This window comes from Asticcacaulis sp. YBE204 (assembly GCF_000495855.1).
In the GTDB taxonomy this organism is placed as follows: domain Bacteria; phylum Pseudomonadota; class Alphaproteobacteria; order Caulobacterales; family Caulobacteraceae; genus Asticcacaulis.
Map to the genome: position 1 here is coordinate 25,884 of NZ_AWGF01000002.1, position 26,286 is coordinate 52,169.

Below are 26,286 nucleotides of genomic sequence, written 5' to 3' on the forward strand. Positions count from 1 at the left end.
GATGATATCCCACGAAACAAACAGGTGTTTTATGCGTAAATTGCTCATGGCCATGTCCCTGATCGGGGCGCAACTGCTTCTGGCATCCTGCGGCGGAGGTGGCGGTGGGGGCGGTTCAAGCACTACGCCGTCGACGGGCGGCGGCACCGTGACCGGGTGGGTCTCCGGCGTGTTTCAGGCTGCCAGCACCTTCAAGAGCAAGTGCGAAACCGTGCGTACCGGCGTCGATATCGAGGGTACGCGTTTTACCGACACGGCCGGCACGGCCACCGACGAGAAAAACTGGCTGCGGTCCTGGACGCGCGAGACCTATCTGTGGAACACCGAGGTCATCGATACCGATCCGGCTTTAGGCGGCACGCGCACGGCCTATTTTGCGACTCTGCGTACCACGGCCAAGACGGCGTCGGGCAAGGACAAGGACAATTTCCATTTCAGCCAGTCGACCGAAGAGTATCTGAAAGCCCGCAACTCCACCGCCAGCGCCAGCTATGGCCTGAAACTGGTCGCCTATTCGACGACGGTGCCGCGCGACTACCGCATCGTCTATACCGAACCGGGTTCGCCCGCCGCCGGTATTGTGCCGCGCGGGGCGCGCATCATGAAGGTCAATGACGTCAGCCTCGTCACCGGCGGCACGCAGGCCGACGTCAATGTGCTGAACGCGGGTCTGTTTCCGGCCAGCGCGGGTACGGTGACCAAGTTCGAGTTCCTGCTGGTCGATGGCTCGACGAAGACCGTCAACCTGACCTCGGCCAATGTCAGCCCCAAGGCGGTCAATACGACGGCCGTTATCAATCGCGGCGCCAGCAAGGTCGGCTATATCCTGTTCAACACCTTCAGCCCCTATGCCAGCGAGACAGAAATCGTCACGGCCATGCGCGATATGCAGACGGCGGGCGTCAATGATCTGGTGCTCGACCTGCGCTACAATGGCGGCGGGCTTCTGGCAGTCGCGTCGGAACTCAGCTACATGATCGCCGGTAATACGCGTACCACGGGCCGCACCTTCGAGAAGCTGCAATTCAATGCCGCTGCGGGAACCCGCAATCCGGTCACGGGCGACGCCAACAACCCGGTGCCGTTCTACAGCTCCTCGCTGGGCTTCAGCCTGACCGCCGGGACCGCCCTCCCGACGCTGAACCTGTCGCGCGTCTATATTCTGGCAACCGACAGCACGTGCAGCGCCTCAGAAGCCGTCATCAACGGCCTGCGCGGCGTCGGCGTCGAGGTCGTCCTCATCGGCAGCAAGACCTGCGGCAAGCCTTACGGCTTCTACCCGCAGGACAATTGCGGCGAGACCTACTACACCATCCAGTTTCAGGGCGTGAACGATCTGGGCTTCGGCGACTATGCCGACGGCTTCGTCCCGCTTAATACGACCGATACCACCGGCGTCAAGCTACCCGGTTGTCAGGCCTCGGACGATCTGAGCCGCGACCTCGGCAATTCCAGCGAACGCTTGCTGAGCACCGCCCTGTCGTACCGCGATACCCTGTCGTGTCCGGCCATCGCTTCGTCCGAAATCCAGAAAGCCACGCTTGCCGTGCAGTCGTCCAGCGCTTCGGCGGGCGGATCGCCGGGCATCGAACTCGCCCCGCTGAACCACATCATGGACGTCAACCGCGACATGACCCTGCCAGGGCGGATGTGATGCGCGCAATCTCAATCGCCGCCGCTCTTGTTCTGTCCGGTTGTCAGACTCAGGCGGCCGCCGTACCCGCCCGCATCGACCTGAGCGATCCGGCGGCGCATCAGGCGGTGACCGCCGCCTTGGCCAAGTCCGTCGGTCGCGCAAAGATCAACCTCGGCCCTGTCGATCCGGACGGTCGCGTCATCACCGTCCTGCCACCCGCGCCGGGACCGCTGGAGACGCATTCGACCGCCCTGCCGATCCGCTTCGACATCGTCCGCGAAGGCGGTAAATGCTACGCCGTGCGTCAGGATACGAAAGCGCGCGTCGCCCTGCCGAACGTGACCTGCACGGCCAATTAATCCCCGCTATCCACAGGCTGTGAATCGGAGTTAAGTGGACAGTCGTGCATAAGGCGAATCGTCTCGCGACACGGCCTTCAGCGTTCTCTATGAGTATCGCCATGCTTGACACCCCTCTCCCCCAGACCGACGTCCCCTCGGCCCTGCCGCACAATCTCGAAGCCGAACAGGCGCTGCTCGGCTGCCTGATGTTCGACAATGGCGCCTATGAGCGCATGTATGACGGCTTGACCGCGCGCCATTTCTACGAACCCTTCCATCAGAAGCTGTTCGCCACCATCGAAGAGCAGATCCGCATCGGGCATCTGGCGGAACCCATTGTTCTGCTGGATAAATTCAAGCACGATCAGGCGTTCAACGACCTTGGCGGCATCCGCTATCTGGCCGATCTGGTCGATCGCGCCCCGCCGGCGGCCAATGCGTCGGACTATGCCCGCGTCATCTACGATCTGGCCCTGCGCCGCGACCTGATCCGTCTGGGGGGCGAAATCGCCCGTTCGGCGACGCAGGAAGGCAATGGTCGCGACCAGATCGAGCGCGCCGAAGCCCAGCTTTACGAGATGGCCGAAAAGGGCACCTCCTCGACCGGGTTCAAGACCTTTTCCGAGGCCGTGACCGGCGCGATCAGCCACGCCGAGGAAGCTTTCCACAGGGACGGCGGTCTGTCGGGCCTTGCCACGCGGCTGGACGACCTCGACCGTCAGATAGGCGGTCTGCACAAGTCTGACCTGATCATCCTCGCCGGACGCCCCTCGATGGGCAAGACCGCGCTGGCCACCAATATCGCCATGAACGTGGCGAAGAAATACCGCTTCGAAATACAGCCCGACGGCTCGCGCAAGACCGCCGACGGCGGCGTCGTCGCCTTCTATTCGCTCGAAATGTCCGCCGATCAGCTCGCCACGCGTCTTCTGGCCGATGCGTCCGGCGTCTCGTCCGACCGCCTGCGTAAGGGTGAAATCGACGCGGTGGAGTTCGGACGGCTGAAAGACGCGGCGATGGAGATCGCGTCCTATCCGCTCTATATCGACGACACCGGCGGTCTGAGCCTGGCCAAGCTGACCGCCCGAGCGCGCCGTCTGAAGCGCACCGCCGGGCTCGACTGCATCGTGGTCGACTACCTTCAGCTGGTGACGCTGGGCGATTCCAATATGAACCGCGTGCAGGAAGTCTCGACCATCACCATGGGACTGAAATCGCTGGCCAAGGAGCTTCAGGTGCCGGTCATCGCTCTGTCGCAGCTCTCGCGTCAGGTCGAATCGCGCGACGACAAACGCCCGCAACTGTCCGACCTGCGCGAATCCGGCTCGATCGAGCAGGACGCCGATATCGTGATGTTCGTCTATCGTGAAAGCTACTATCTGGGCCGCGCCGAGCCCAAGGAAGGCACGCCAGAACACCTGCAATGGCAGGAGGATATGGACAAGCTGCGCGGCACCGCCGAGGTCATCATCGGCAAGCAGCGTCACGGTCCTATCGGTACGGTGCGGCTGTCGTTCGACGAAAACGTCACCCGCTTCGGCAACCTCGCCCATTCGGATCGCTACTCAAGCTACAGCAACGAATAAAAAAGGCGGCTCAAACGAGCCGCCTTTCCTTTCTGAATTAGCTTGCGCCTATTCTTCTTTTTCGAGCTTCACGACCAGCGGATTGGGCACCAGATCGAGCATCGAGCCGTTGGAGCCGTCAACCGCCGCGCCGATGATGCCGCCGACCAGCACGTTGCCGGCCATGGCCGCACCGCCGCCGCCCGCGACCTTATTGGTCACATTGCCGGTCCAGGTCTTGTAACCCGGCTTGCTGATGGTAACCTGAAACTCCGACTTGCGCGGCATCTTGAACGAGCACGGCGTGGCGTCGCAAGTGAAGCCGTTGGTGGTCACCACCTTGGCGCCGATCGGATCGGTTTCGACGACAAAAACGTCGTTGGTGCCGCGCGTGATGGTAGCGCACGAGACGAGCGGAAGGGCCAGCGCAGCAAGCGCCACGGCCTTGAGTACGATTTTCATGATTTCCCCCCAAAGGAAATACAGGCGAAGAGCCGCCGTGGCACAAAGAACATTGATTTCAGGCGTTTGTCAAAGCCAATCCTTTCACGCTTGCAACAAGACTTGCCTTTTGATGGGGAGCGATTTAACCCCGCCACATGTCCGATCTGCCGACCGCCACACTGGAAATCGACCTCGCCGCGCTGCTGCACAATTATCGTGCGCTGAAGGCGCTGGCCGGTCGTGCCGAAGTCGCACCGGTGGTCAAGGCCGACGCCTATGGTCTCGGTATGGCCGAGATCGCGCCGTTCCTGCACAGTCACGGCGCGCGGACCTTCTTCGTGGCACGTCTGGAGGAAGGGATCGATCTGCGCCGTATTCTGCGCGACACTTCGGCGGATATCTATGTCTTCGATGGCCTGCGCAAAGGCCAGAACGCACTATTTGTCGCACATAATTTACGCCCTGTTCTCAACAGCCTCGACGACTATGCCCGCTGGATCACCGGCCCGTCCGAAGTGGTGGCCGCCGCGCAGATCGACACCGGCATGAACCGTCTGGGGTTAAGGCCGGATCAGGTTTCGCAATTAAAATCAAAGCCCAATACGCACAGGCTCAGCCTGATCATGAGTCATCTGGCCTGTGGCGATCAGCCCGATCATCCGATGAATGCCGATCAGTTGCATTTGTTTCATCATCACACCGACGGCTTTATCGGCACGCCCAAAAGTCTGGCCAACAGCGCGGGCACCTTTATGGGACGCGACTACCATTTCGACCTCGTCCGACCGGGGATCAGTCTTTACGGCGGCGGGCCTTTCGGCGAATCGCATCCCGATCTGCGTCCGGTCGCGCATCTGTCGGCGCGGGTGCTTCAGGTGCGCGATCTGAAAGCGGGCGACAGCGTCGGTTACGGCGCCCAATTTACCGCACCGAGCGACATGACCATTGCCACGATCGGCATCGGTTATGCCGACGGCCTTTTGCGCGCCCTGAGCGGTCGCGGGCATGTGACGATCAGAGGCCGCCGCAGACCGATCCTTGGACGCATCTCGATGGATGTGACCAGTATCGACGTCACCGGCCTGAACGTTCAGACGGGCGATAAGGCCGTATTGTTCGGCGACTCGCCCACGCTCGACGAACAGGCCACCGCGGCCCAGACCATTTCCTATGAATTGCTGACGCGATTGGGATCACGGTTCGAACGGACCTACAAGCGAATTTAGTTCCCACTTTGTTCTGGATTTTATGCCGGGAACCGGATATCAAAAACGCGATCTGAACTATCGAGAGCGCGAATCGTATGTCCAAGGCCCAAGCCGTCTTTGTCTGTCAGTCCTGCGGCATGACCCACACCAAATGGGCCGGTCAGTGTTCGGGCTGCCTGACGTGGAACACACTGGTGCAGGAGACCTTTTCGACGCCGCCGGGGGGATTGAAGCCCGAAACCTCGAAAATTTCGCGCCTGACCAAACTCAATTTCGAGACGCTCGACGCCGAGGACGACGCGCCCGCCCGCATGGTTACCGGCATCGAGGAATTCGACCGCGTCTGCGGCGGCGGCGTGGTGCCGGGCTCGGCGATCCTGCTGGCCGGTGATCCCGGCGTCGGCAAATCGACCCTGCTGCTGCAAGTCACGGCGCGCGCCGCCATGAACGGCCTGCGCGTCGCCTATATTTCCGGTGAAGAGGCCGTCGAGCAGATTCGTGGTCGCGCTTCGCGCATGGGCGTCACCAAGGCCCCGGTCGATCTGGCGGCGGAAACCAGCCTGCGGACCATTCTCGATGCCCTGAAACGCGATACGTACGACCTCGTCGTCGTCGATTCGATCCAGACCCTGTGGTCCGACGCCATCGACGCGGCGCAAGGGTCGGTGTCGCAGGTCCGCGCCTGTGCCGGGGAACTGGTCCGGCTGGCCAAGAAATCGCGCACGGCCATGATCCTCGTCGGCCACGTCACCAAGGAAGGCCAGATCGCCGGACCGCGCGTCGTCGAACACATGGTCGATGCTGTGCTGTCGTTCGAAGGCGAGCGCGGCTATCCGTTCCGCATCCTGCGCGGGTCGAAGAACCGCTTCGGCGCCACCGACGAAATCGGCGTCTTCGAAATGGGCGACGGGGGGTTGCGCGAAGTGCCGAACCCTTCGGCGCTATTCCTCGGCGATAATGACGAGCGCTCGTCCGGTTCAGCGGTCTTCGCCGGGATCGAAGGGTCGCGGCCCGTCCTGGTCGAAATTCAGGCCTTGGTCGCCCCGTCGGCTTTGGGCACACCGCGTCGCGCCGTTGTCGGCTGGGATTCGGGGCGGCTGGCCATGATTCTGGCGGTACTGGAATCGCGCTGCGGGCTAGGGTTCGGCGGCAAGGACGTCTATCTCAATGTCGCGGGGGGGCTGAAAATCAACGAGCCCGCCGCCGATCTGGCCGCCGCCATGGCGCTGGTTTCGGCGCTTCTGGATCAGCCCCTGCCGAAAGCCTCTGTTATCTTTGGGGAAATCAGCTTGTCGGGCGAGGTGCGCGGCGTATCCCGTATGGAAACGCGGATGAAGGAAGCGCTTAAGCTCGGTTTTTCCAATGCCATCGCCCCATCCACCGCTTTGGAAAACGCACCCTTTGAGGTAAAAGCCTATTCGCACTTGGTTAACGCCATGGGGGCGTTCGACATGAACGGGTGAAGCGGCCTATCGTTTTTTTATACGAAAGGCCACAATGGTTAACGAGCGCCATAACGGCGGTACGTCAATCAGCCGCGCACGGGGACACACATGCAGGCCTACGACCTTATCTTTCTGGCGATCTTCCTGTTTTCCTGCCTTTCAGGCTTTACGCGCGGCGCGACCCGCGAAATCGTCGGCACGGCCTCCTTTATTTTGGCGGTTCTGATCGCCATCTGGCTGGCACCGTGGCTGCAAACCACCTTCAATCTCGACGATCTGCTGACCATAGCCGTCGTCGTCTGCGTCTTTATCGGTGCCTATTTCGGCATCCGGGCACTCGGCAATAACTTGTCGGAAAAGGTCAATAAACAGCAGATGATGGGCTATGCCGACCGGACGCTGGGTGTGGCCTTCGGGGTGTTACGGGCGCTGGCCATTCTGGGCTTTATTCACCTGCTCTTCTCGGTGATCCTGCCGAAAAGCAAACCGGACTGGTTCACTCAGGCCAAGGTCTATCCGCTCAGTGTTCAGTGTGCCAAAGCCATAGTTTCGGTCGCACCGTCCTGGGCACGGTACGCCGACAATGTGGCACCCAAGACCTAGAAGCCAAACGCACGGTCAAAAAGGAAAGCTTAGGGCTTTCCTTTTTCCTTATACCGACTATATGAGGCGCGAACCTGCTCTGCTCCTGCGTTTTGCGTCCGGCCGCGAGGCCGAAAGGTATTCTCCATGCTGAACTCGCCCTCGGAATTGTCGGAAAACTTCGTTTCGCGCGATCCCGACGACGACACCCTGCGTCTGGAATGCGGGGTCTTCGGCATCTACGGTATGGACGACGCCGCCGCCGTGACGGTTCTGGGATTGCACGCCCTGCAACACCGCGGTCAGGAAGCCTGCGGTATCGCCTCGTGCGACGGTCGCCGTTTCTACACCGAACGCTCGCACGGTCTGGTCAGCGACGTCTTCACCGGTTCCGACCTGATGAAGCGCCTGCCGGGACATTCGGCCATCGGCCACACGCGCTACGCCACCGCCGGCGGTTCGCATCTGCGCAATGTGCAGCCGATGTTCGCCGACCTTGATACCGGCGGCATCGCCATTGCCCACAACGGCAACCTGACCAATTTCATGTACCTTCGCACCAAGCTGGTCGCCGAAGGGGCCATCTTCCAGTCGACCTCCGATTCGGAGGTCATTTTGCATCTGATCGCCCGTTCGCGCGGCATGAAGATCATGGATCGCTTCGTCGACGCCCTGCGCGACATCGAAGGCGGCTTCGCTTTGGTGGCTCAAACCCGCAAGGCTCTGATCGGCGCGCGCGATCCGCTTGGTATCCGTCCGCTGGTCATCGGTAAGTTGGGCGACGCCTATGTGCTGGCGTCTGAAACCTGCGCGCTCGACATGATCGGCGCGGTCTTCGTGCGAGACGTCGAACACGGCGAAGTGGTGCAAATCGACGAGGACGGCCTGAAATCGATCAAGCCGTTCGAGCGCAAATCTGCCCGCCCCTGCCTGTTCGAATATGTCTATTTTTCGCGCCCCGACTCGGTCGTCAACGGCAAGTCGATCTACGAGGTCCGCAAGGCCATGGGCCGTCAACTGGCGCTCGAACACCCCGCCGACGCCGACATCGTCGTGCCGGTGCCCGATTCCGGCGTCCCCGCCTCGCTCGGCTTCTCCGAACAGTCGGGCCTGCCGTTCGAACTGGGCATTATCCGCAATCACTATGTCGGACGCACCTTCATCCAACCGACCCAGAATATCCGCGATCTGGGTGTGCGCAAGAAGCACTCGCCCAACCGCGTCGTTCTGGAGGGCAAGCGCGTCATTCTGATCGACGACTCCATCGTGCGCGGCACGACCTCGGTCAAGATTGTGCGCATGGTCCGCGCCGCCGGGGCTAAGGAGGTCCACCTGCGCTCGGCCTCGCCGCCGATCCTTTGGCCCGACTATTACGGTATCGACATGCCGGACCGTGCCAAGCTTCTGGCCGCCCAGCATTCGATCGAGGAAATGCGTCAGATGCTGGAATGCGACAGTCTCGGCTTCCTGTCGGTCGATGGTCTGTACAAGGCGATGGGCCACGACGGCCGCAATAACGATCAGCCGCAATATACCGACCACTATTTCACCGGCGACTATCCGACGCGCCTGACCGACAAGGAAATCGCCGCCGAGTCGGAAAGCGCCGGTCAGCAATTGTCGCTGCTGGCCAATACCTGATGAGCGAACAACTGCTCTCTAACCGCATCGCCCTCGTCACCGGCGCGTCGCGCGGCATCGGTCGTGCCTCGGCGCTCGGTCTGGCCCGCGCCGGTGCCCACGTCATCGCCTGCGCCCGCACGCAGGGCGCGCTCGAAGAACTGGATGACCAGATTTTCGCCGAGACCGGTCGTCACGCGACCCTGATGCCGTTCGATCTGGCCGACGGCGCGGCTCTGGAGCGCATCGGTCAGGCCGTGTTCGACCGTTTCCAGAAGCTCGACATCTTCGTTCATGCCGCCGCCACGCTAGGCTCTCTGACACCGGTCTCGCATTACGAGCCCAAGGACTTCAACCGCGTTATCACGCTGAACCTCAACGCGACCTATCGCCTGATCCGTCAGCTCGAAACCCTGATGAAACTGTCCGACGCCGCCCGCGCCATCTTCATTTCGTCCGGCGTCGCCAATCATCCGCGCGCCTTCTGGGGCGCCTATGCCGCCTCGAAAGCCGGGATGGAAGCCTTGGTCAAGACCTGGGCCGACGAGATGGAGGTCACCCCCATCCGCACGGCGCTGGTCAATCCCGGTGCCATGCGCACCCGGATGCGTTACGAGGCCTTCCCCGGCGAAGATCCGGAAACCCTGCCCCTGCCGGAAGAGATCATTCCGCTGATCGTCGATCTGGCGCGCGCCGACAAGGTGCCGCCGCTGGACGTCATCGACCGGCGGGCGTGGAACGCTAGGCAAGAGGCATAAATTGCCGTGAATTGAGCGTTTTGGGTTCACTTTCGTCCGCGAACCGTTCTATCTAGCGGCATGACTCAGACGCCCGTTTTTCCCAAAAGCCACAGTGCCGCCCTGCTCGATGAGCTGGGCCAGTACGTTATCGCCGAGCCCTATCCGTTCGTCGTCGATCTGGAAAATTCCAGCGGCATGGAACTGGCGACGGTGGATGGCGACCGCATCACCGACTGGTGCGGGCTCTACGGTTCGCGCCTGATCGGCTACAACCATCCGCGTCTCTACGAGCCCGACTATATGCGCCGGTTGGTCACGGCGGCCAATACCAAGATGGCCAATCCCGACTTCCTGACGCGCGACTGTCTCGACTATTACCGCCTGCTGCACACCCTGCGTCCCAAATGTATGCGCGGCGAACGCGTCGAGGTTTACGCTGTGAACTCCGGTGCCGAAGCCGTTGAGAACATGATGAAATATCTCATCAATCTCCATAGCCGCCGGATGCAAGCCGCGGGCAAGCCCGTCGCCAATCCGCGCTTTATCTATTTCGAACAGGCCTTCCATGGGCGCACGGTTTTCGCGCTCAACATCACGCGTTTGTCCAACGATCCGATCGCCACCCGTGATTTTCAGGGTCTGATTCAGGGCAACTTACAGGTGCCCTTCCCCGAATATGACAGCCGTCGCCGCGAAGCCGATAACCAGCGCGAAGTCGACAAGTGTCTGGCGACGCTCGACTATCTGATGTCGACCTATCGCGACGAAATCGCCGGAGTCATTCTTGAGCCGTTGCAGGGTGCGGGCGGCCACCGTCTGGCCCTGCCGCGCTTCTATCAGGAACTGTCGCGCCTGTGTCACCACCACGGAGTGGCGTGGGGGCTTGACGAAGTCCAGACCTCCGGCGGCCAGACCGGCGAGGTCTTTTCCATCGACCTGTTCGACGTGCCGCATCCGCCGCAAGCCGTCGCCACGGCCAAGAAATTCGGTAACGGCGTCGTCTATATGCTGCATTCGATGGACGATATCGGCGTGCTCGACTCGACGTGGGGCGGGACGCTGTCCGACATGGTCCGCTTCTGCGAAGAGTGGAAAATCGTCGAAGACGAAGGTCTGCTGGCCAAGGTCGAGGCCAAGGGCAATCGCCTGTTCGGCGGGTTGAATGCGTTGGTCGAGAAGTTCCCGGATAAGATCGGCAATGTGCGGGGCTTGGGCCTCTATCTCGGCTTCAGCCTCCTTTACGCAGCCAACAAAAGCCGCCTGATCGACATGGCGCTGGAGGCAGAAAACCTGCTCCTGCTGGGGGCTGGAACGGATTCGATCCGCTTCCGTCCGCCGCTCGATGTCAGCGAGGCGGATATCGATGAGTTGCTGCGAAAGCTTACGCGGTTATTAGGAAAACTCTGATGCAGCGCCGTTTTCAGATGGTTGATGTGTTCCACAGCGGTAATTTCACCGGCAATCCGGTCGCCGTGGTGCTGGATAGCGAGGGCCTGACCACCGAAGACATGCAGCGCATCACGCGCTGGTTCAACCTGTCGGAAACGACCTTTCTGCTGTCGCCGGGCACGCCAGAGGCCGATTACCGCGTACGTATTTTTACGCTGGATCGCGAATTGCCGTTTGCGGGACACCCGACCTTGGGGTCTGCCTATGCGTGGAAACTGGCGACGGGTTCGGCCAAGACCGAGATCGTGCAGCAATGCGCCGTTGGTCTGGTGCCTGTGGCGTTCGAAGGCGACCGTCCGGCTTTTGCCGCACCGCTGCTGCTGAAATCCGGTCCGGTCGATGACGACAAGATTGCGGAAATCGTATCGGTCCTGCGCATCCGCCGCGACGATATCGTCAGCGTCGAATGGGCCGATAACGGCCCCGGTTGGGTGCTGGTGCAACTCGCATCCGCCGAAGCCGTGCTGAACGTCGATGCCATCAAATACTGGGATAACCGCATCGAAATCGGCCTCGTCGGGTCCTGTCCCGCAGGCCATGAGACGGCCTTCGAGGTCCGCGCCCTGTTCAGCGATGCTTTCGGCGGAATCGTAGAGGATCCAGTGACGGGCTCGCTCAACGCCGCCGTTGCGCAGTGTCTGCTGGCTAACGGGCGCGCTACCGCGCCATATGTCGCCGCCCAAGGGACGAAGCTCGGCCGCGCCGGACGAATTTACGTCACGCAATCCGATGGTGACATCTGGATCGGTGGGGAAACCCGGACGCTGTTCAGCGGCTTGGGCGATTTCTGATATTGCTATCCGATTAGGCGGAAATTTAGCAAGATACCCCACCACCACATCTCACCGACTGCGTCGGCTCGTGCGGTCCCCCTCCCCAGTAAACTGGGGAGGAATGACTTTACCGCTTCCCTTTGCCCGCCGGTTTGGCGCGACCACCGGGACCGGCAGCGCCGGGCTTGGTCGAAGGCACGGCCTTGCTGCGCGTAGTGCGCGCCTTGACGGTCACCTTGGGCGCCACTGGCGTGCCCTTCGGCTTCTGCTTGACGCGGTTCGGGTGCGCGGGCTTCTCGCCCGGCTTGACCTTGGGTTTGGAACGCACGCGCGGCGGGCCGGAAGTGTCCTTGCCGCCCGCATTTTCATCGAACGGATTGATCCCGGCATTGGCCTTGACCGTCAGACGGATCGGCACGCCTGGCATATCAAAAGATTCGCGCAAGCTATTGATCATATAGCGTTGATAGTGCGCGGGCATGGCATAGGCGCGGCTGGCGAACAGCACGAAGGTCGGCGGACGGCCCTTGGTCTGGGCCATATATTTCGGCTTGATGCGCTTGCCGTCGACGGCGGGCGGCGGGTGTCTCTGGATAGCCAGTTTCAGCCAGTCGTTCAGGTCGCGCGTCTTCACCTTGGCCGACCAGTTGCGGTAGGCCTTGAGGATGGCGGGCATCAGGCGATCCAGTCCGCGCCCGTTCAGCGCCGACAGAGCCACGAACGGTGCGCCGCGCAATTGCGGCAACATGCGCTCGGCGACCTCGGACAGTTCCGACAGGCGCGCCTGCGGTTCTTCGGTCGTGTCCCACTTGGAGATGACATAGATCAAAGCGCGGCCTTCGCGTTCGACCAGATCGGCGATTTGCAGGTCCTGCGTCTCGAAGGCGTTTTCCTGATCCATGACCAGCACGACAACCTCGGCAAAGGTGATGGCGCGAATGGTGTCGGCGGTGGACAGCTTCTCCAGTTTTTCCTGCACGCGCGCCTTGCGGCGCAGACCGGCGGTATCGACCAGACGGATCTTGCGGCCTTCGTATTCCCAGTCGACCGAGATCGAATCGCGGGTGATCCCGGCTTCCGGCCCGGTCAGCAGGCGGTCTTCGCCCAGCAGACGATTGATCAGGGTCGATTTACCGGCGTTCGGGCGACCGATGATGGCGATGCGGATCGGCTTGGTATCCTCGTCCTCATCTTCTTCCTCGTCGACGATATAGTCGCCTTCGAACAATTGGCGGTACTTTTCCAGCGCTTCGTAAAGGTCGGAAATGCCTTCGCCATGTTCCGCCGACAGGTGTAGCGGCGCGCCGAAACCCAGCACGTGCGCTTCTTCGGCCCCGGCAAAACCGGCGTGGCCCTCGGCCTTGTTGGCGATCAACAGGACCGGCTTTTCCTTGTGGCGCAGGATGTCGGCGAAGATGCGGTCCAGCGGCACGACGCCTTCGCGGGCATCGACGACGAACAGGGCGACATCGGCTTCTTCGATAGCCTTTTCGGTCTGGATACGCATGCGCGATTCGAGCGAGGTGTCCGCGACGTCTTCGAAACCGGCCGTGTCGATCAGATCGAGATCGATGTCGCCGATATTGCCCGTAGCATAGCGGCGGTCGCGCGTGACACCGGGCTGGTCATCGACGATGGCCAGTTTCTTGCCCGCCAGGCGGTTGAACAGGGTGGATTTGCCGACGTTCGGACGTCCGACAATGGCTATTTTCAAGGTCATGAACGGGTGTGTACAGGATATGTTGTGTAAAAAAAAGAAAAGATGCAGGGGGCATCTTAAGCAGCGCTACCGCTTCGCTGCTTGAGCGCACCCCTGCACCCCAAAACTTCAGATTGTCGGCTCAGCTACTGGATCGCGATCAGGCGCCCCTTGTCGGTGACGACGAACAATTTATCGCCGACGATGATCGGCGCGACGAAAGCCGGGTCGCCCAGCTTGAGGCTTTCCTTGCGCTCCCCGGTCTTGGGGTCGAAAGCCACCATGTCACCTTCGGAATTGACCATGACCAATCGACCCGACGCCAGAACCGGCCCCGTCCAGGTCGGCAGCTTGGCGGGTTTTTTGCCTTCGCCCATCGCGAAGAAGCTCGATGCCGTCTTCTTGCGGCCCTTGTTCAGGTCAGCGATCCAGTAGACCTGACCCGAGGTGGCATTGGCGGCCATCAGTTCGCTTTGCACGGTCGAAAGGTAAACGGCGTCGCCCGCAACCCAGGCCGAATTGGTCGAGTCGGCCGGAATGCTCCAGCGGCGCTGACCCGACTTGGCGTCCATCGCGGCAAAGACGCCCGAATGGCTGGCGGCGAAGACCATGTTGTTGGCGATCAGCGGACGGCCCGAAATATCGCGGATTTCCGACAGGGCATTGGTGCGCGTCGATTGCGCCAGAACCTGCGTCCACACGGGCTGACCCGACGCGGCATCGAGACCGATCAGTTCGCCCGACGAAAACGGCGCGATGATCAGGTTTTCATAGGGCACGGGGGCAGCAGTGCGCAGGATGCGCGCCGGTTCGACGATCGCCTGATAGGTCCAGCCGGGTGCGCCGTCGGCCTGATTGAGCGCGACCGTGCGGTTATCGACATCGGTGAAGACGACGAACTTGCCGCTGACGGTCGGTGCGGCGCGCAGCGGCGTTTCCACCGTCTTCGTCCATTGCACCTCGCCCGTCGCGGCATCCAGCGCCGTGACCAGGCGATAACCCGACGTAACAAACAGCTTGCCGCCCGACAGGGCCAGACCGCCACCGAAGGCGTCCTTGTCGCGGCGGATACCGGGATTGAGATCGCGCGCCCAGGCCTCGTTACCCGTATTGACGTCAAAGGCGCGGACGCGGGCTTCGCCATCCAGCGTATAGATCAGCTTGCCGTCCGAGACCGGCGTCGCCATAACCTGAGCCGTGGTCGAGGAGCCTGCGCCGATCGATTTAGACCAGGCGACCTTGAACTGAGCCGCCGCAGCAGCGTGCTCGATTGTCTGAGCGGGACCGGTCGCCAGGGGCCAGTCGGCCACGGGCTGTGCGGAAGGAATATAGAAGTCCTGCCCTTTCAGGCGTTCCGACGGCGCGATCTTGTCTTGGAAGGCGACGATAGAGATGCGTTCCCCCTGAGCGGCGCTTTCTGCGGGTTCGTCCTTTTTGAGTGGATTGAGCTTCTGAACCGTCGAACAGCCCGCAAACCCCGCCGCCATGACCAGCGCCAGAGCGGTGGCGGCGATCCGGCGGCCCATTGTCGTAGTATGTTTCACGGTCATCGTCTCTTCAAAATCTCGGTGTGGAATCTGTGGTTTATTGGGCGGGCATCTGAGACGGCGCGCCGGTCGGCAGTTGCGGCGTGCCCTTCATTTCCGGCAGTTTCAGCGACTCGACCGCCACCTTGGCACCACCGGAGTCGATAAGCGCGACCGCGATCTGCGCGCGTTGCTTGAGACCGTCGGAGGCGTCGAGCGACAGGCCGAGCGCCTGAAGGTCGCCGCGCGCCCCTTGCAGGTCGCCCTTCTGGATCTTGGCCATGGCCAAAGCTTCCTTGGCCAGCGGCGCGAACGGACGACCGTCCTTGATCAGCGGCGTCAGGCGCTTTTCGACGTCGGCATAAGGCGCCTTGTCCATGATCAGATAGACAGCCTTGAGCGCGGCGACATCCGAAATCAGCGGTGCGGGAGACGCCTTGGCGGCTTCGTCGAACAGTTTCAGGGCCTCGTCGGGCTTGTTCTCCTCGACGGCGATCGCACCGAGGTTCGACAGCGCCATCGCCTTGTAGGCAGGCGCACCGGCCTCGACGACCTTCTGGAATTCGGCCTTGGCTTTGACCAGATCGCCTTTGGCAGCGACTTCGGCGGCGGCGACGTACAATTCCGACGCCTTGTTCACCTTGGCATCCTGCCACGAGCTATAGCCCCAGAAACCGAGCGCCAGAATCAAGGCACCACCGAGGACGCCACCCACCCAGGGGGCGCTTTTTTTGGCGATAGCCGTCCAGCGGTCGTTGCGAAGACCTTCTTCGGCTTCTTCAAAAATGTCGCTCAACTTAATTCCCTTACCTTATGGGGTTCTTGTCGAACCTCAAACCTCATCAGTGCGACAGCCTTGCCGGAGCTTCCGGCAGCCGTCAAATATCGCGCGAACCTAGCCGCAAGCCGCCCGATGCGCAATCACCATTCGGTTAATCCCCATAGTCGTCGCTATTTACTTAGCAAAATATGTCTCTTGTGGGGCGGGAAAGTCGCGCGCCCTGACATCTTTGGCATAGCCTTCCGCGGCCTCCGAAATCGTCTCGCGCAGCGCGGCATACCGACGGACGAACTTGGGCGACCAGTCGAATTGCCCCAGCATATCGTCGACCACCAGAATCTGCCCGTCACAGGCCGCCGAAGCGCCTATGCCGATTGTGGGGGCCTTGACCGCCGCCGTGATTTCCCCGGCCAGATCGGCGGCCACGCCTTCGACGACGATGGCAAAGGCCCCGGCGGCGTCCGAATCGCGGGCCTCCTGAAGTACCTTGTCGCGCTCGGCCTGGGTCCGGCCCTTGGCCTTGAAGCCGCCATCGACGTTCACGGCCTGAGGTCGCAGGCCGACGTGGCCCATGACAGGGATGCCGCGCTGGGTCAGGTAGGATATGGTGTCATGCACCGTCGGGCCGCTTTCCAGCTTGACCGCCTGAGCGCCGGTTTCCTTGAGGATACGCACGGCATTGGCGAAGGCCTGTTCCGGACCGGCCTCATACGACCCGAACGGCATGTCGACCACGACAAAGGCTTTCTTCGCCCCGCGCATGACGGCCTGACCGTGCAGGATCATCATTTCCATCGTCACGCCGATGGTGCTGGGCAGGCCGTGGACGACCATGCCGACACTGTCGCCGACCAGCAGGATGTCGCAAGCCTCATCGAGGATTTCGGCCATCGGCGCGGAATAGGCGGTCAGACATACCAGCGGCGTTTGCCCCTTGCGGGCATAGATTTCCGGCGCGGTCAGGCGTTTGACGGATTGGGTATGGCTGCTCACGCAAGGCCCCTTTTTTAGTCGCGCGTCCGTATCCGAAACGCGCTTGTCCTAAAGGGCGTCCTCGCGTCCATTCACGAGGTATAGCCCGACGATGGCCATACATAGCGAAAAACTGACCCAAAAAAAGAGGGGCGATTGCATGACGGTCAAATAATCGGTGGAGCGGCTCAGGCCATTGGCCAGATAATTGGCCGCGGCATCGAGAAGATCGCGCCCGACGCCCAACCCCGCCTCGAAACCGGTATCGGTCTTCGCGACCACCTCGCGCACCTCGGATTCGGCGGCCGGCGTCCAGCCGGGCAGATGCACGAACTGCATCAGGGCATAGAGGCCGCCGATAATGCCGGAAAGAGCGATCAGCCCCTGACGCAGCCAGGTCCCGGTTTTCAGGCCGCGCATGACTTGGTCGTGGAACTGCGCCTCGTCGTCGAAGCGTTGCGGCGTATTGAACAGGGTATGAAAATCGTCGTCTTTCATAGCTCTACGACTCCATCGCCACGCGGTCATTACCGACCGCAAGGCTTGATTTCAGCGCGGCCAGAGCCCGCTTGATATGACTCTTGACCGTACCGAGCGGCAGGCCGGTTTCCGTGGCGATGTCCTGATGGCTGAGCCCACCGGAAAAATTCAGCGTCACGCATAACCGCTCGGCGGGTTTTAATTGTGACAAGGCACCGTCCAGATCATGGATTTGCCCTTCCCGCGCGCGATTTTCGTGAATGTCGGGCGTGGGCTCGAAGGGCTGCATATCGTCCACGAACAGGTATTTCTGCGTCTTTTTGAGCTTCCGCAGATAGCGGCGCGAGGCGATCATCTTGAGCCAGTTCACGAACGGCCCGTCGGCGCGGTATTCGCTCAGGCGCTCGTAAGCGGCAATAAAGGCTTCCTGCGCCATGTCGTCGGCGTCCGGCCCCTGCGCCCCCATGCGGCGCAGGTGCGTCCGCAGGGCAGAGGCGTGCCGCCGCGCCAGTTCGCCGAACGCTGCCGACGCACCCAGCAGGGCCTGAGCGATCAGGTCATGATCGGACAGATGTTTCAGGCCAGCCGTGGACAAAATATCGGACATGCTCGGTTTTCAAAAGGATGTAGCGGGAAGCAGGACGGGCAACAGTCTAGGTAAGCTCAGCGCTTACGATTGACCCCGATAATGCCCATGATCAGCAGGGCGACACCAATGAAACCGGGAATCGCCGCGATGCCCGTCAGCCCGCCGAAAATAAAGCCGCTATTCACATAGTCCATGACGCACAAACCACCTGCCACCGCGATGAGGATCAGGCCAGAGCGGATATCGCGTTCGGGGGTTTTTTCCTTGAGCGGGGCAGCCTTTTGCAGGCTTTCGAGAAATTCCGGCGGCAGGGTCTGGCCCTTTTCGATGGCCATACGCACGGTTTTCTGGGTTTCTTCGCGATCCTTGGCTCGAAAATAGCTGACGATTCCCACGATAAAAACCGGCATGAGAACGCCGAAGATCGGGATGAGCAAAGCCATGCTGTGATTATTCATAATAGGCTCCTTTGTGTATGAGGCGCGGGCGGAATTTCGCCCTGTAATGATAAGAGGCCCAGATCGCGCCATTTGGATGCAAAAATGCGGATTAAATAAAATTCATGATAACCGTCTTGATTTAGATGCAATTTCGATATATCTAAATATTGTCTAATTAAGAAGGAAAATTCAATGAGACTGTTTCATCATATGCGCCACGGGCGCACACATCCTCACTTTTCGCGCGACGACATGTTCGGCGGATTCGGCGGACGCCGGGGCGGCCCCGAAGGTCGTGGCGGCGGTCGAGGTCCCGGTGGCGGACGCATGTTCGGCCACGGCGGCCTGCGTCTGGTCCTGCTGTCGCTGCTGAAAGAAAAACCCAGCCACGGCTACGAGCTGATCAAGGCCGTCGAAGACCGTCTCAACGGCGCCTATGCCCCCTCCCCCGGCGTCGTCTATCCGATCCTGACCTGGATTGAGGAATTGGGCTACGCCACGGTCGAGACCACCGACGGTAACCGCAAACTCTATACCCTGACCGAGGCTGGCGAAGCCTATCTGACTGAGAACGCCGACATCGTCGCCGAGGCCATGTCGCGACTGGATCGCGGCGGCAAGCGTGCCGGCCGTCCGCCGCAGATCGTCCGCGCCATCGAAAACTTCAAAACGGCCATGCACCTGCGGCTGGAGCGCGACCTGACGCCTGAGCAGATCGACGCCATCGCCGACATCCTCGATGCCGCCGCCAAATCGGTGGAGCGTGTTTAGGATGGAAGAACTGCAAACCATCCTGCGTCAGCCGACGCGCGTCCGTCACGAACTGAAGCGCCGCAGCCTGAGCGTCGTGTCGGTGCAGGCCCTGACGCCGCATATGATCCGCGTGGTGGTAGGCGGCGAGGACCTTGCCGGTTTTCGCTCCCTGTCGCACGACGACCATGTTAAGGTTTTCTTCCCCGATCCGGTTACGGGCGTCATCAACACGCCGGAGTTTTCCGGCAATGGCGCGCCCGTGTTTCCGGCGGGCAAAACCGTCATCGCACGGGACTATACGCCCCGGGCGTTCGACGCGGCGCGCAACGAACTGACGCTCGATTTCGCCGTGCATGAGGCCGGTCCGGCCACGGCCTGGACGCAGTCGGTCACGGTCGGCGATCCGCTGATGATCGGCGGCCCCAAGGGCTCGACCGTCGTGCCGCTGGCTTTCGACGGCTATGTGCTGATCGGCGACGACACCGCCCTGCCTGCCATCGCGCGGCGGCTGGAGGAACTGCCCGCCGGGGTCAAGGCTTTGGTCATCGCCGAGGTCGAGGATGAGACGGCACAACTGACGTTTACGACCGAGGCCGATATCGATCTGCACTGGGTACATCGGACAACGGGCGAAAAGATCGAAAGCGCGCTTGAGACGGCGGCCCTGCCCGACGGCGACATCTATGTCTGGGCGGCCTGTGAAGGGAGTGCGGCGCGACGTCTGAGGCCGCACCTGATCGCGCGCGGCGTCAATCCGAAATGGCTCAAGGTCTCGGCCTACTGGCAACGCGGAACCGCCGATACGCACAGCACTATCGAAGATTAAAACGCAAAGACCGGCTTTGCGGCCTCGACGGCATCCCCGGCATTGACGATGGCCCGTTGCGCGCGCGGGTCGCCGACACGCAAACCGCGTAAGGTCGCCACCACCTCATCCGGATGATCGGCAAAACCGTCCAGCCTATGCAGGGCGAGCATTGCCGCCTCTGCCGTCTCTGGCTCTACGGCCAGCCGCTGCAATCGCGTGATGGCGTGGCCGAGATTGAGCGCCGCCAGCAGACCGTCGGGCGCGTTCTCCCCAAGCTTGCCGGCGCGCCCCAGATGCAGCATCAGCCGCAGGATCTGCCGCGTCGTATGCGGGTGCCAGTCATTGACATCGGGCGGCGTGTCGCGCCTCAGCATGGCTTCAAGCTCGCGCCGGATACGCGCAGCGGCATTGCCGGCGTGGTTTTCGGCGCGCGGCGGGAACAACATGAAACCCGTGCAGACCGAGCCCATACCTAAGACAAACGCCAGCGACGACCCTAGAACGTGCAGGGCTGGAATGGCCGCCGCCCCCGCCTGACTGGTCAGCAGGAAGCCCATATTGGCCTCAAGGGCGGGGATAGCGGTTTTCGGACTGACGCGGCCCAGACCGCCTAAAACCAGAAAAGGCAAGATGGACAGAAGGCTTGCCCAAGGTCCGGTCACATGCGGCTGAATCGTCAGGCGGTAAAGGATGGCCAGAACCACGCCGACGATCATGCCTTTCAGCAGTTGCGGGGCTATAGCCTGCGGTTTCGGCATCTGTCCCAGCACCATCGAGAAGATGCACACCCCCATGGCCGTCAGTTCGGCCAACGGCCATTCCGACGCAAAGGCGGCGCCTGCGGCGATCAGGGTGGCTCCACCGGCCACGACAGCGGCCCTGAGCGCCATCGATCGGTCGCGATGCGGCGCCAGATAGACCGCCTTCTGCCCGAAGGATTTGGCGTCGGCATCGTCCGACACGGCAAACAACCGTCGCTCGGCTTCGGCCAGTTGCGTCAGGGAATCGACCAGCCGTGCCGCTTCGGGAATCAGGTCGGTCGGCGGGATGCGCGCGGGGTCGTTCAGCGCCTCGGCAAAACCGTCCGGCAACCGGTCGCCGTGCCTTAGCCGCGAGCGCACGGCCCGGCCCGCCGCCATAACCGCCAGCGACGCCGCGATAAGGGCATCCAGATGCCGCAAACGCCGGTATCCCTCCACCGAACCGGCGGAAATCAGGGCCGCCGACGCCTCGACCTCGCTGATGTCGTTCAGTATGCGCCGTTCGGCCTTAGCGCTGTCCTCGGTCGGCTGCGCGATGGCCCTGGTGGCGAAACCGATGGCCTCACCCGATATCTGTTTGACCCGGCGATAAAGCTCGTCGCGCGGCGACACCGGCGTGAAAAACCCGGTCACCAGCGTCACCACAGCCACGCCGATCAGGGTGCAGATGACCCGCGCTTCGGCGACATGCAGCGCCGTCTGGGGCGCGACCAGCGACGGCAGAACCACGATGGCCGCCGTCATGCCCCCCATCAGCGCGCCATAACCATGCACCCCGCGCAGGATATGGGTCAGGCCCGCATTCACCGCGACCCACAGCGCCAGACAGAGGATCGCCGCATAAGGTCCGGGCGCGAGGGTCAAAATCGCGAACCCCGCCCCGGCCCCGACGAGCGTCCCGAAAACACGAAAAAAGGCGCGCTCCAGCAGCAGGCCGCGCGAAGGTTGCGATACGACCCACACCGGCATCGCGGCCCAGTAGGCGTGTTCGATATGCAGGAACGAAGCAATGGCAAAGGCCAGCCACGCCGCAAAGGCCAGCCGCAAGGCCTGATGGACGCCGGCACGGTCGATCTCAAGCCATGTCCATAAGCGTTTCATAGGCTTATCCGAATATCTTCGCGTAAATGTCCGGCTTGAAGCCTACCGTAATCTCGCCGTTGCGGTCCAATACCGGGCGCTTGATCATCGACGGGTGGGCCATCATCAGGCGAATGGCCTTGGCCTCGTCGATATCGGCCTTGTCGGCGTCGGGCAGCGCGCGAAACGTCGTTCCGGCCTTATTGAGCAACACTACCCAGCCGACCCTGGCCGACCACGCCCTGAGGTGCGCTTCGTCGATACCGGACGCCTTATAATCATGGAAATCGTAGGCCATACCCTTTGCCGCAAGCCAGTCGCGCGCCTTCTTCATCGTGTCGCAGGATTTGATGCCGTAAATCTTAAGGGTCATGCGCCCGACTTACCCTCAGCGACCATACTGCGCAAGCATGTACAGTTCTATACGCAATCTATACGCCATCCGCCGTCAATTATACGCCAGCTATATGCCGCCTGTTATATCTGGCGGGCCTCATTCCTGAATCCTCGGAGGGGCTCTGTGTTTATCGTTTATCTATTGGGCGGCACGGCGTTTTTCGCCCTGTGCATCGCCTTTGTCGGTTTTGCCGACCATCTGCGTGAGGGCGGCTCATGAGCGCGCTCTATATCGTCGCCGGTGTCATCGTGCTGGCTTTGGCTGGTTATCTGATCGTCGCCCTGATCAAGCCGGAGCTCTTTCCATAATACTAATCTTCGGAGAACCGACATGATGTTCGGCATCACGGCCAATAGCTGGTTGCAGCTTGGCCTCTATATGTGTGCGCTCACGGCCCTGGCGGTGCCGCTGGGCGCGTTCATGGCGCGCGTCCTTTCGGGCGAACGCCATTTCTTGTCGTCCGTGCTCGACCCCGTCGAGCGCCTCATGTTTGCCCTGTGCGGCGTCAAACCCGAAGCGGAGACCAACTGGAAAGGCTATGCGCTGGGCGTGATTTCGTTCTGGCTGGCCGGTTTCCTGCTGCTGTTCGTCCTGCTGATGACGCAGCAATGGGGTCCGCTCAATCCGCAAGGCATAGCCAATCTGACGCCCGATCTGGCGTTCAATACGGCGGTCAGCTTCGTCACCAATACCAACTGGCAATCCTATGCCGGTGAAACGACGATGAGCTATTTCAGCCAGATGGTCGGGCTGACCGTGCAGAACTTCGTCTCCGCCGCCGTCGGTATCGCGGTGATGGCGGCCCTGATCCGCGGTCTGTCTCGGCATTCGACGGACAAGGTCGGCAACTTCTGGGCCGACATGATCCGCGCCAATCTGTACATCCTGCTGCCGCTGTCGCTGATTGTCACGGTGGCGCTGGCGTCTCAGGGCGTCATCCAGACCTTCGACGCCAATGTGACGGCTAAGACGCTGGAAGGCGCCGATCAGGTCATAGCCCTGGGGCCCGTCGCGTCGCAGGAAGCGATCAAGATGCTCGGCACCAATGGCGGCGGTGTCTTCAACACCAACTCGGCGCATCCGTTCGAGAACCCGACGCCCATCAGCAACTTCATCGAGATGTTGTCTATCCTGATCATCCCGGCGGCCCTGTGCTTCACCTTCGGCAAGATGGTGGGCGACCGTAAACAGGGCGTGGCCATTTTCGCCGCCATGACTCTGGTCTTCGTGCCGTTCACCGTGGCGGCCATCGGCTTTGAGCAGTGGGGCAATCCGCATCTGGTCGCTGCCGGAGCCGATACGGCTGCGAATATGGAAGGTAAGGAAACGCGTTTCGGCATCACCAATTCCGCCATCTGGGCCGCAGCGACGACCGCCGCCTCGAACGGGTCGGTTAACGCCATGCACGACTCGTTCACGCCTCTGGGCGGCATGATCCCCATGCTGCTGATGAAGTTCGGCGAGGTCATCTATGGCGGCGCAGGCTCTGGTCTTTACGGCATGCTGGTTTTCGTCATCCTGACCGTGTTCATCGCAGGCCTGATGGTCGGCCGCACGCCCGAATATCTCGGCAAAAAGATCGGCGCCTACGAGATCAAGATGGCCTCGATCGCCGTGCTCTTGCCCTGCGCCTTCGTGCTGATCGCCACCGCGCTTGCGGTGATGACGCCTTTAGGTCAGGCGGGTATCTATAACCCCGGCGCTCAGGGTTTCTCCGAAGTCCTTTATGCCGTCACCTCGGCGACCAACAACAACGGTTCGGCCTTTGCGGGCCTCGGTGCGAACACCCCCTTTTACAATACGCTGCTGGGAGTGTGCATGTTGTTCGGACGGTTCTTCGTTCTGCTGCCGGTGCTGGCCATCGCCGGATCTCTGGCGGCCAAGAAAACCGTACCCGTCTCCGCAGGCACCTTAGCCACCCATACTCCGCTGTTCATCGGCATCCTGATCGGCGTCATCGTGCTGGTCGGCGTCCTGACCTATGCCCCGGCGCTGGCGCTGGGCCCCGTGGTCGAACACATTCTCATGATCAAAGGCTAAACGGCCATGTCCACCTCTACGCAAACCCATAAGACCGACATCATGTCGGCCGCGCTTCAGGCCTTTCGGCGCCTCGATCCGCGCTATCAGATCCGCAACCCCGTCATGTTCCTCGTCTGGGTCGGCTCGCTGGTCACCACCCTCGTGCTGGCCATCGTGCTGGCTCAGCCGGACAACGTCATCGGCGGGGGGCAGCCGGTGTGGTTCGTCGGCCTGATCTGTTTCTGGCTGTGGTTCACCGTCCTGTTCGCCAACTTCGCCGAAGCCCTGGCCGAAGGGCGCGGCAAGGCGCAGGCCGATAGCCTGAAGAAAGCCCGCCGCGACGTGTCGGCGAAAAAGCTCGACAAGAGTAAAAAGCAGACTGTCGTGGCCGCCAATACCCTGCGCAAGGGCGACGCGGTCATCATCGAAGCGGGCGACGTCGTCCCCGCCGACGGTCAGGTCATCGAAGGCATCGCCTCGGTCGACGAAAGCGCCATCACCGGCGAATCCGCCCCCGTCATCCGCGAATCCGGCGGCGACCGCGACGCGGTGACCGGCGGGACGCGGGTACTGTCCGACTGGCTGATCGTGCGCGTCACCGCCGATCCGGGCGAGAGCTTCCTCGACAAGATGATCGGCCTCGTCGAATCCGCCAAGCGTCAGAAGACGCCGAACGAGATCGCCCTGTCGATCCTGCTCGCCGCCTTGACGCTGATCTTCCTGATGGCCTGCGCAACGCTTCTGCCCTTCTCGCTGTTCTCGGTCGAGCGCGCCGGTTCGGGTGTGGTGGTGTCTATCACGGTCCTGATCGCCCTGCTCGTCTGCCTGATCCCGACCACCATCGGCGGGCTTTTGTCCGCCATCGGGATTTCGGGGATGCAGCGCCTGATCAAGGCCAATGTCATCGCCACCTCGGGCCGCGCGGTCGAAGCCGCCGGCGACGTCAATGTCCTGCTGCTCGACAAGACCGGCACCATCACCTTCGGGAATAGACAGGCCGTCGAGTTCATCCCGTCCAATCAGGTCTCGGTCCAGCAACTGGCCGAAGCCGCCGAGCTGTCGTCGCTGGCCGACGAGACCCCGGAAGGCCGCTCGATCGTCGCCCTGGCGCGCGGTCAGTTCGGTCTGCCGGAACGCACCGCCGCCGATGTGACCGCCGAGTTCATCCCCTTCTCTGCCGAACAGCGCGTGTCGGGCATCGTCATCAACGAGCGCCATATCTTCAAGGGCGCGGGCGATGCGATTACGAAACTGGTGGCGCGCAAGGGCGGGGCCATGCCGGTCGAAGTCACAGCCGCCGTCGAGGAGATAGCGAAAAAGGGCGGCACCCCGCTCATCGTCGCCGAAGGGCCTAAGGTGCTGGGCGTCATCTACCTGAAAGACATCGTGAAACCCGACATCAAGGCGCGTCTGGCCGAGCTGCGCAAGATGGGCATCAAGTCGATTATGATCACCGGCGACAACCCGCTGACCGCCGCGGCCATCGCATCCGAGGCCGGGGTCGATGACTTCATGGCCGAAGCGACGCCCGAAGCCAAGCTCAAATATATCCGCAAGATGCAGGAGGGCGGCGAGATGGTCGCCATGGTCGGCGACGGCACCAACGACGCCCCGGCACTGGCGCAATCCGACGTGGCGGTGGCGATGAACTCCGGCACGCAGGCGGCCAAGGAAGCCGGGAACATGGTCGATCTCGACTCAGATCCGACCAAGCTGATCGAGATTGTCGAGATCGGCAAACAGCTTCTGATGACGCGTGGCGCGCTGACGACGTTCTCGATAGCGAACGATCTGGCCAAGTATTTCGCCATCATCCCGGCGGCCTTTGCGACCACCTATCCGGCGCTCGGCTTGCTCAATGTGATGGGGCTGTCGTCGCCGCAAAGCGCCATCCTGTCGGCGGTGATCTTCAACGCCGTCATCATCGTGGCCCTGATCCCGCTGGCGTTGAAAGGCGTCAGGTACCGGGCGGAATCGGCCTCGAACATGCTGACGCGACACGCCTTCATCTATGGCGTCGGCGGTATCATCACCCCGTTCATCGGCATCAAACTCATCGACCTCGGCCTGACGGTGGTGGGATTGGTGTAGCGCGACTTCATACTCCCCCAGTTTACTGGCGGGTATAGCGTCGCGAAAGTATAGCTTTCGCAAGCGATGGGATGCGAACGAAGT

General features: G+C 61.8%; 25 protein-coding genes. 15 read left to right on the top strand and 10 right to left on the bottom strand.

Annotated features, from left to right (window positions below):
- The first annotated feature begins 31 nt into the window (after nucleotides 1-31).
- From AEYBE204_RS24265 to AEYBE204_RS24275, 3 genes are all read left to right on the top strand, one after another.
- A complete protein-coding gene (locus AEYBE204_RS24265; protein WP_031229801.1) occupies nucleotides 32-1,654 on the top strand; it encodes a S41 family peptidase in 1,623 nt (540 codons plus the stop codon).
- Nucleotides 1,654-1,995, top strand: a complete 342-nt coding sequence (locus tag AEYBE204_RS24270; protein ID WP_023461002.1) for a hypothetical protein — start codon at nucleotides 1,654-1,656, stop codon at nucleotides 1,993-1,995. The genes AEYBE204_RS24265 and AEYBE204_RS24270 overlap by 1 nt, the downstream gene beginning before the upstream one ends.
- 101 nt (nucleotides 1,996-2,096) lie before the next feature.
- Nucleotides 2,097-3,563, top strand: coding sequence for a replicative DNA helicase (locus tag AEYBE204_RS24275; RefSeq protein WP_235068067.1), 1,467 nt, complete (start codon nucleotides 2,097-2,099; stop codon nucleotides 3,561-3,563).
- Between the two features lie 48 nt (nucleotides 3,564-3,611).
- Here the strand turns inward: AEYBE204_RS24275 and AEYBE204_RS24280 are convergent, their stop codons facing one another.
- The gene (locus AEYBE204_RS24280) at nucleotides 3,612-4,004 is read right to left on the bottom strand and encodes a PEGA domain-containing protein (RefSeq protein ID WP_023461004.1); all 393 of its coding nucleotides are present in this window, start codon (nucleotides 4,002-4,004) and stop codon (nucleotides 3,612-3,614) included.
- 137 nt (nucleotides 4,005-4,141) lie between these two features.
- On the opposite strand from AEYBE204_RS24280, the gene alr reads away from it, so the two are divergent.
- The 7 genes from alr to AEYBE204_RS24315 all read left to right on the top strand — a co-directional run bounded on the left by alr (nucleotide 4,142) and on the right by AEYBE204_RS24315 (nucleotide 11,821).
- On the top strand, nucleotides 4,142-5,212 hold the full coding sequence (gene alr / locus AEYBE204_RS24285; protein WP_023461005.1) for an alanine racemase: 1,071 nt from the start codon (nucleotides 4,142-4,144) through the stop codon (nucleotides 5,210-5,212).
- Nucleotides 5,213-5,289: 77 nt separating this feature from the next.
- The gene (gene radA / locus AEYBE204_RS24290; protein ID WP_023461006.1) at nucleotides 5,290-6,657 is read left to right on the top strand and encodes a DNA repair protein RadA; all 1,368 of its coding nucleotides are present in this window, start codon (nucleotides 5,290-5,292) and stop codon (nucleotides 6,655-6,657) included.
- 90 nt (nucleotides 6,658-6,747) lie between these two features.
- Nucleotides 6,748-7,242 carry a CvpA family protein gene (locus tag AEYBE204_RS24295; protein ID WP_023461007.1) on the top strand — a complete coding sequence of 165 codons (495 nt, stop codon included), beginning with the start codon at nucleotides 6,748-6,750 and terminating at the stop codon, nucleotides 7,240-7,242.
- A gap of 126 nt (nucleotides 7,243-7,368) precedes the next feature.
- On the top strand, nucleotides 7,369-8,862 hold the full coding sequence (purF, locus tag AEYBE204_RS24300) for an amidophosphoribosyltransferase (protein WP_023461008.1): 1,494 nt from the start codon (nucleotides 7,369-7,371) through the stop codon (nucleotides 8,860-8,862).
- Nucleotides 8,862-9,599: an SDR family NAD(P)-dependent oxidoreductase gene (locus AEYBE204_RS24305; protein ID WP_023461009.1), complete on the top strand. Its 738-nt coding sequence runs from the start codon at nucleotides 8,862-8,864 to the stop codon at nucleotides 9,597-9,599. The genes purF and AEYBE204_RS24305 overlap by 1 nt, the downstream gene beginning before the upstream one ends.
- Nucleotides 9,600-9,659: 60 nt before the next feature.
- Nucleotides 9,660-10,988, top strand: coding sequence for an aminotransferase class III-fold pyridoxal phosphate-dependent enzyme (locus AEYBE204_RS24310; RefSeq protein ID WP_023461010.1), 1,329 nt, complete (start codon nucleotides 9,660-9,662; stop codon nucleotides 10,986-10,988).
- Nucleotides 10,988-11,821 (top strand): PhzF family phenazine biosynthesis protein, encoded by an 834-nt coding sequence (locus AEYBE204_RS24315; protein ID WP_023461011.1) that lies wholly within the window; start codon nucleotides 10,988-10,990, stop codon nucleotides 11,819-11,821. The genes AEYBE204_RS24310 and AEYBE204_RS24315 overlap by 1 nt, the downstream gene beginning before the upstream one ends.
- A gap of 109 nt (nucleotides 11,822-11,930) precedes the next feature.
- Here AEYBE204_RS24315 and der read toward each other — a convergent pair whose 3' ends face one another.
- From der to AEYBE204_RS24350, 7 genes are all read right to left on the bottom strand, one after another.
- Nucleotides 11,931-13,523, bottom strand: coding sequence for a ribosome biogenesis GTPase Der (der, locus tag AEYBE204_RS24320; protein ID WP_023461012.1), 1,593 nt, complete (start codon nucleotides 13,521-13,523; stop codon nucleotides 11,931-11,933).
- 125 nt (nucleotides 13,524-13,648) lie between these two features.
- Nucleotides 13,649-15,046 carry a PQQ-binding-like beta-propeller repeat protein gene (locus AEYBE204_RS24325; RefSeq protein WP_369751794.1) on the bottom strand — a complete coding sequence of 466 codons (1,398 nt, stop codon included), beginning with the start codon at nucleotides 15,044-15,046 and terminating at the stop codon, nucleotides 13,649-13,651.
- A gap of 40 nt (nucleotides 15,047-15,086) precedes the next feature.
- Nucleotides 15,087-15,824 (bottom strand): tetratricopeptide repeat protein, encoded by a 738-nt coding sequence (locus AEYBE204_RS24330; protein WP_023461014.1) that lies wholly within the window; start codon nucleotides 15,822-15,824, stop codon nucleotides 15,087-15,089.
- 159 nt (nucleotides 15,825-15,983) lie between these two features.
- Nucleotides 15,984-16,802, bottom strand: coding sequence for a 3-methyl-2-oxobutanoate hydroxymethyltransferase (gene panB / locus AEYBE204_RS24335; protein ID WP_023461015.1), 819 nt, complete (start codon nucleotides 16,800-16,802; stop codon nucleotides 15,984-15,986).
- Nucleotides 16,803-16,850: 48 nt separating this feature from the next.
- Nucleotides 16,851-17,279, bottom strand: coding sequence for a hypothetical protein (locus AEYBE204_RS24340; protein ID WP_023461016.1), 429 nt, complete (start codon nucleotides 17,277-17,279; stop codon nucleotides 16,851-16,853).
- 4 nt (nucleotides 17,280-17,283) lie between these two features.
- Nucleotides 17,284-17,868 (bottom strand): RNA polymerase sigma factor, encoded by a 585-nt coding sequence (locus AEYBE204_RS24345; protein WP_023461017.1) that lies wholly within the window; start codon nucleotides 17,866-17,868, stop codon nucleotides 17,284-17,286.
- A 56-nt stretch (nucleotides 17,869-17,924) separates the two neighbouring features.
- Entirely contained in the window at nucleotides 17,925-18,308 is a 384-nt protein-coding gene (locus tag AEYBE204_RS24350; RefSeq protein ID WP_023461018.1) for a DUF6249 domain-containing protein, read from the bottom strand.
- A gap of 174 nt (nucleotides 18,309-18,482) precedes the next feature.
- On the opposite strand from AEYBE204_RS24350, the gene AEYBE204_RS24355 reads away from it, so the two are divergent.
- Both AEYBE204_RS24355 and AEYBE204_RS24360 read left to right on the top strand, forming a co-directional pair.
- The gene (locus AEYBE204_RS24355; RefSeq protein WP_023461019.1) at nucleotides 18,483-19,061 is read left to right on the top strand and encodes a PadR family transcriptional regulator; all 579 of its coding nucleotides are present in this window, start codon (nucleotides 18,483-18,485) and stop codon (nucleotides 19,059-19,061) included.
- Between the two features lies 1 nt (nucleotide 19,062).
- Nucleotides 19,063-19,869, top strand: a complete 807-nt coding sequence (locus tag AEYBE204_RS24360; protein WP_023461020.1) for a siderophore-interacting protein — start codon at nucleotides 19,063-19,065, stop codon at nucleotides 19,867-19,869.
- On the opposite strand, the gene AEYBE204_RS24365 is transcribed toward AEYBE204_RS24360, so the two are convergent.
- Together AEYBE204_RS24365 and AEYBE204_RS24370 are read right to left on the bottom strand one after the other, a co-directional pair.
- Entirely contained in the window at nucleotides 19,866-21,713 is a 1,848-nt protein-coding gene (locus tag AEYBE204_RS24365; protein WP_023461021.1) for an FUSC family protein, read from the bottom strand. The two genes, AEYBE204_RS24360 and AEYBE204_RS24365, sit on opposite strands and share 4 nt — an antisense overlap.
- A 4-nt stretch (nucleotides 21,714-21,717) precedes the next feature.
- Nucleotides 21,718-22,065, bottom strand: coding sequence for an arsenate reductase (locus tag AEYBE204_RS24370; RefSeq protein ID WP_023461022.1), 348 nt, complete (start codon nucleotides 22,063-22,065; stop codon nucleotides 21,718-21,720).
- Nucleotides 22,066-22,304: 239 nt separating this feature from the next.
- Between AEYBE204_RS24370 and kdpF the strand changes: the two genes are divergently transcribed.
- The 3 genes from kdpF to kdpB are packed head-to-tail and all read left to right on the top strand — an operon-like array spanning nucleotide 22,305 to nucleotide 26,202.
- Nucleotides 22,305-22,397 carry a K(+)-transporting ATPase subunit F gene (kdpF, locus tag AEYBE204_RS24380; protein ID WP_023461024.1) on the top strand — a complete coding sequence of 31 codons (93 nt, stop codon included), beginning with the start codon at nucleotides 22,305-22,307 and terminating at the stop codon, nucleotides 22,395-22,397.
- A 22-nt stretch (nucleotides 22,398-22,419) separates the two neighbouring features.
- Nucleotides 22,420-24,129 (top strand): potassium-transporting ATPase subunit KdpA, encoded by a 1,710-nt coding sequence (gene kdpA / locus AEYBE204_RS24385; protein WP_023461025.1) that lies wholly within the window; start codon nucleotides 22,420-22,422, stop codon nucleotides 24,127-24,129.
- A gap of 6 nt (nucleotides 24,130-24,135) precedes the next feature.
- Nucleotides 24,136-26,202: a potassium-transporting ATPase subunit KdpB gene (gene kdpB, locus AEYBE204_RS24390; RefSeq protein ID WP_023461026.1), complete on the top strand. Its 2,067-nt coding sequence runs from the start codon at nucleotides 24,136-24,138 to the stop codon at nucleotides 26,200-26,202.
- Nucleotides 26,203-26,286: the final 84 nt, after the last annotated feature.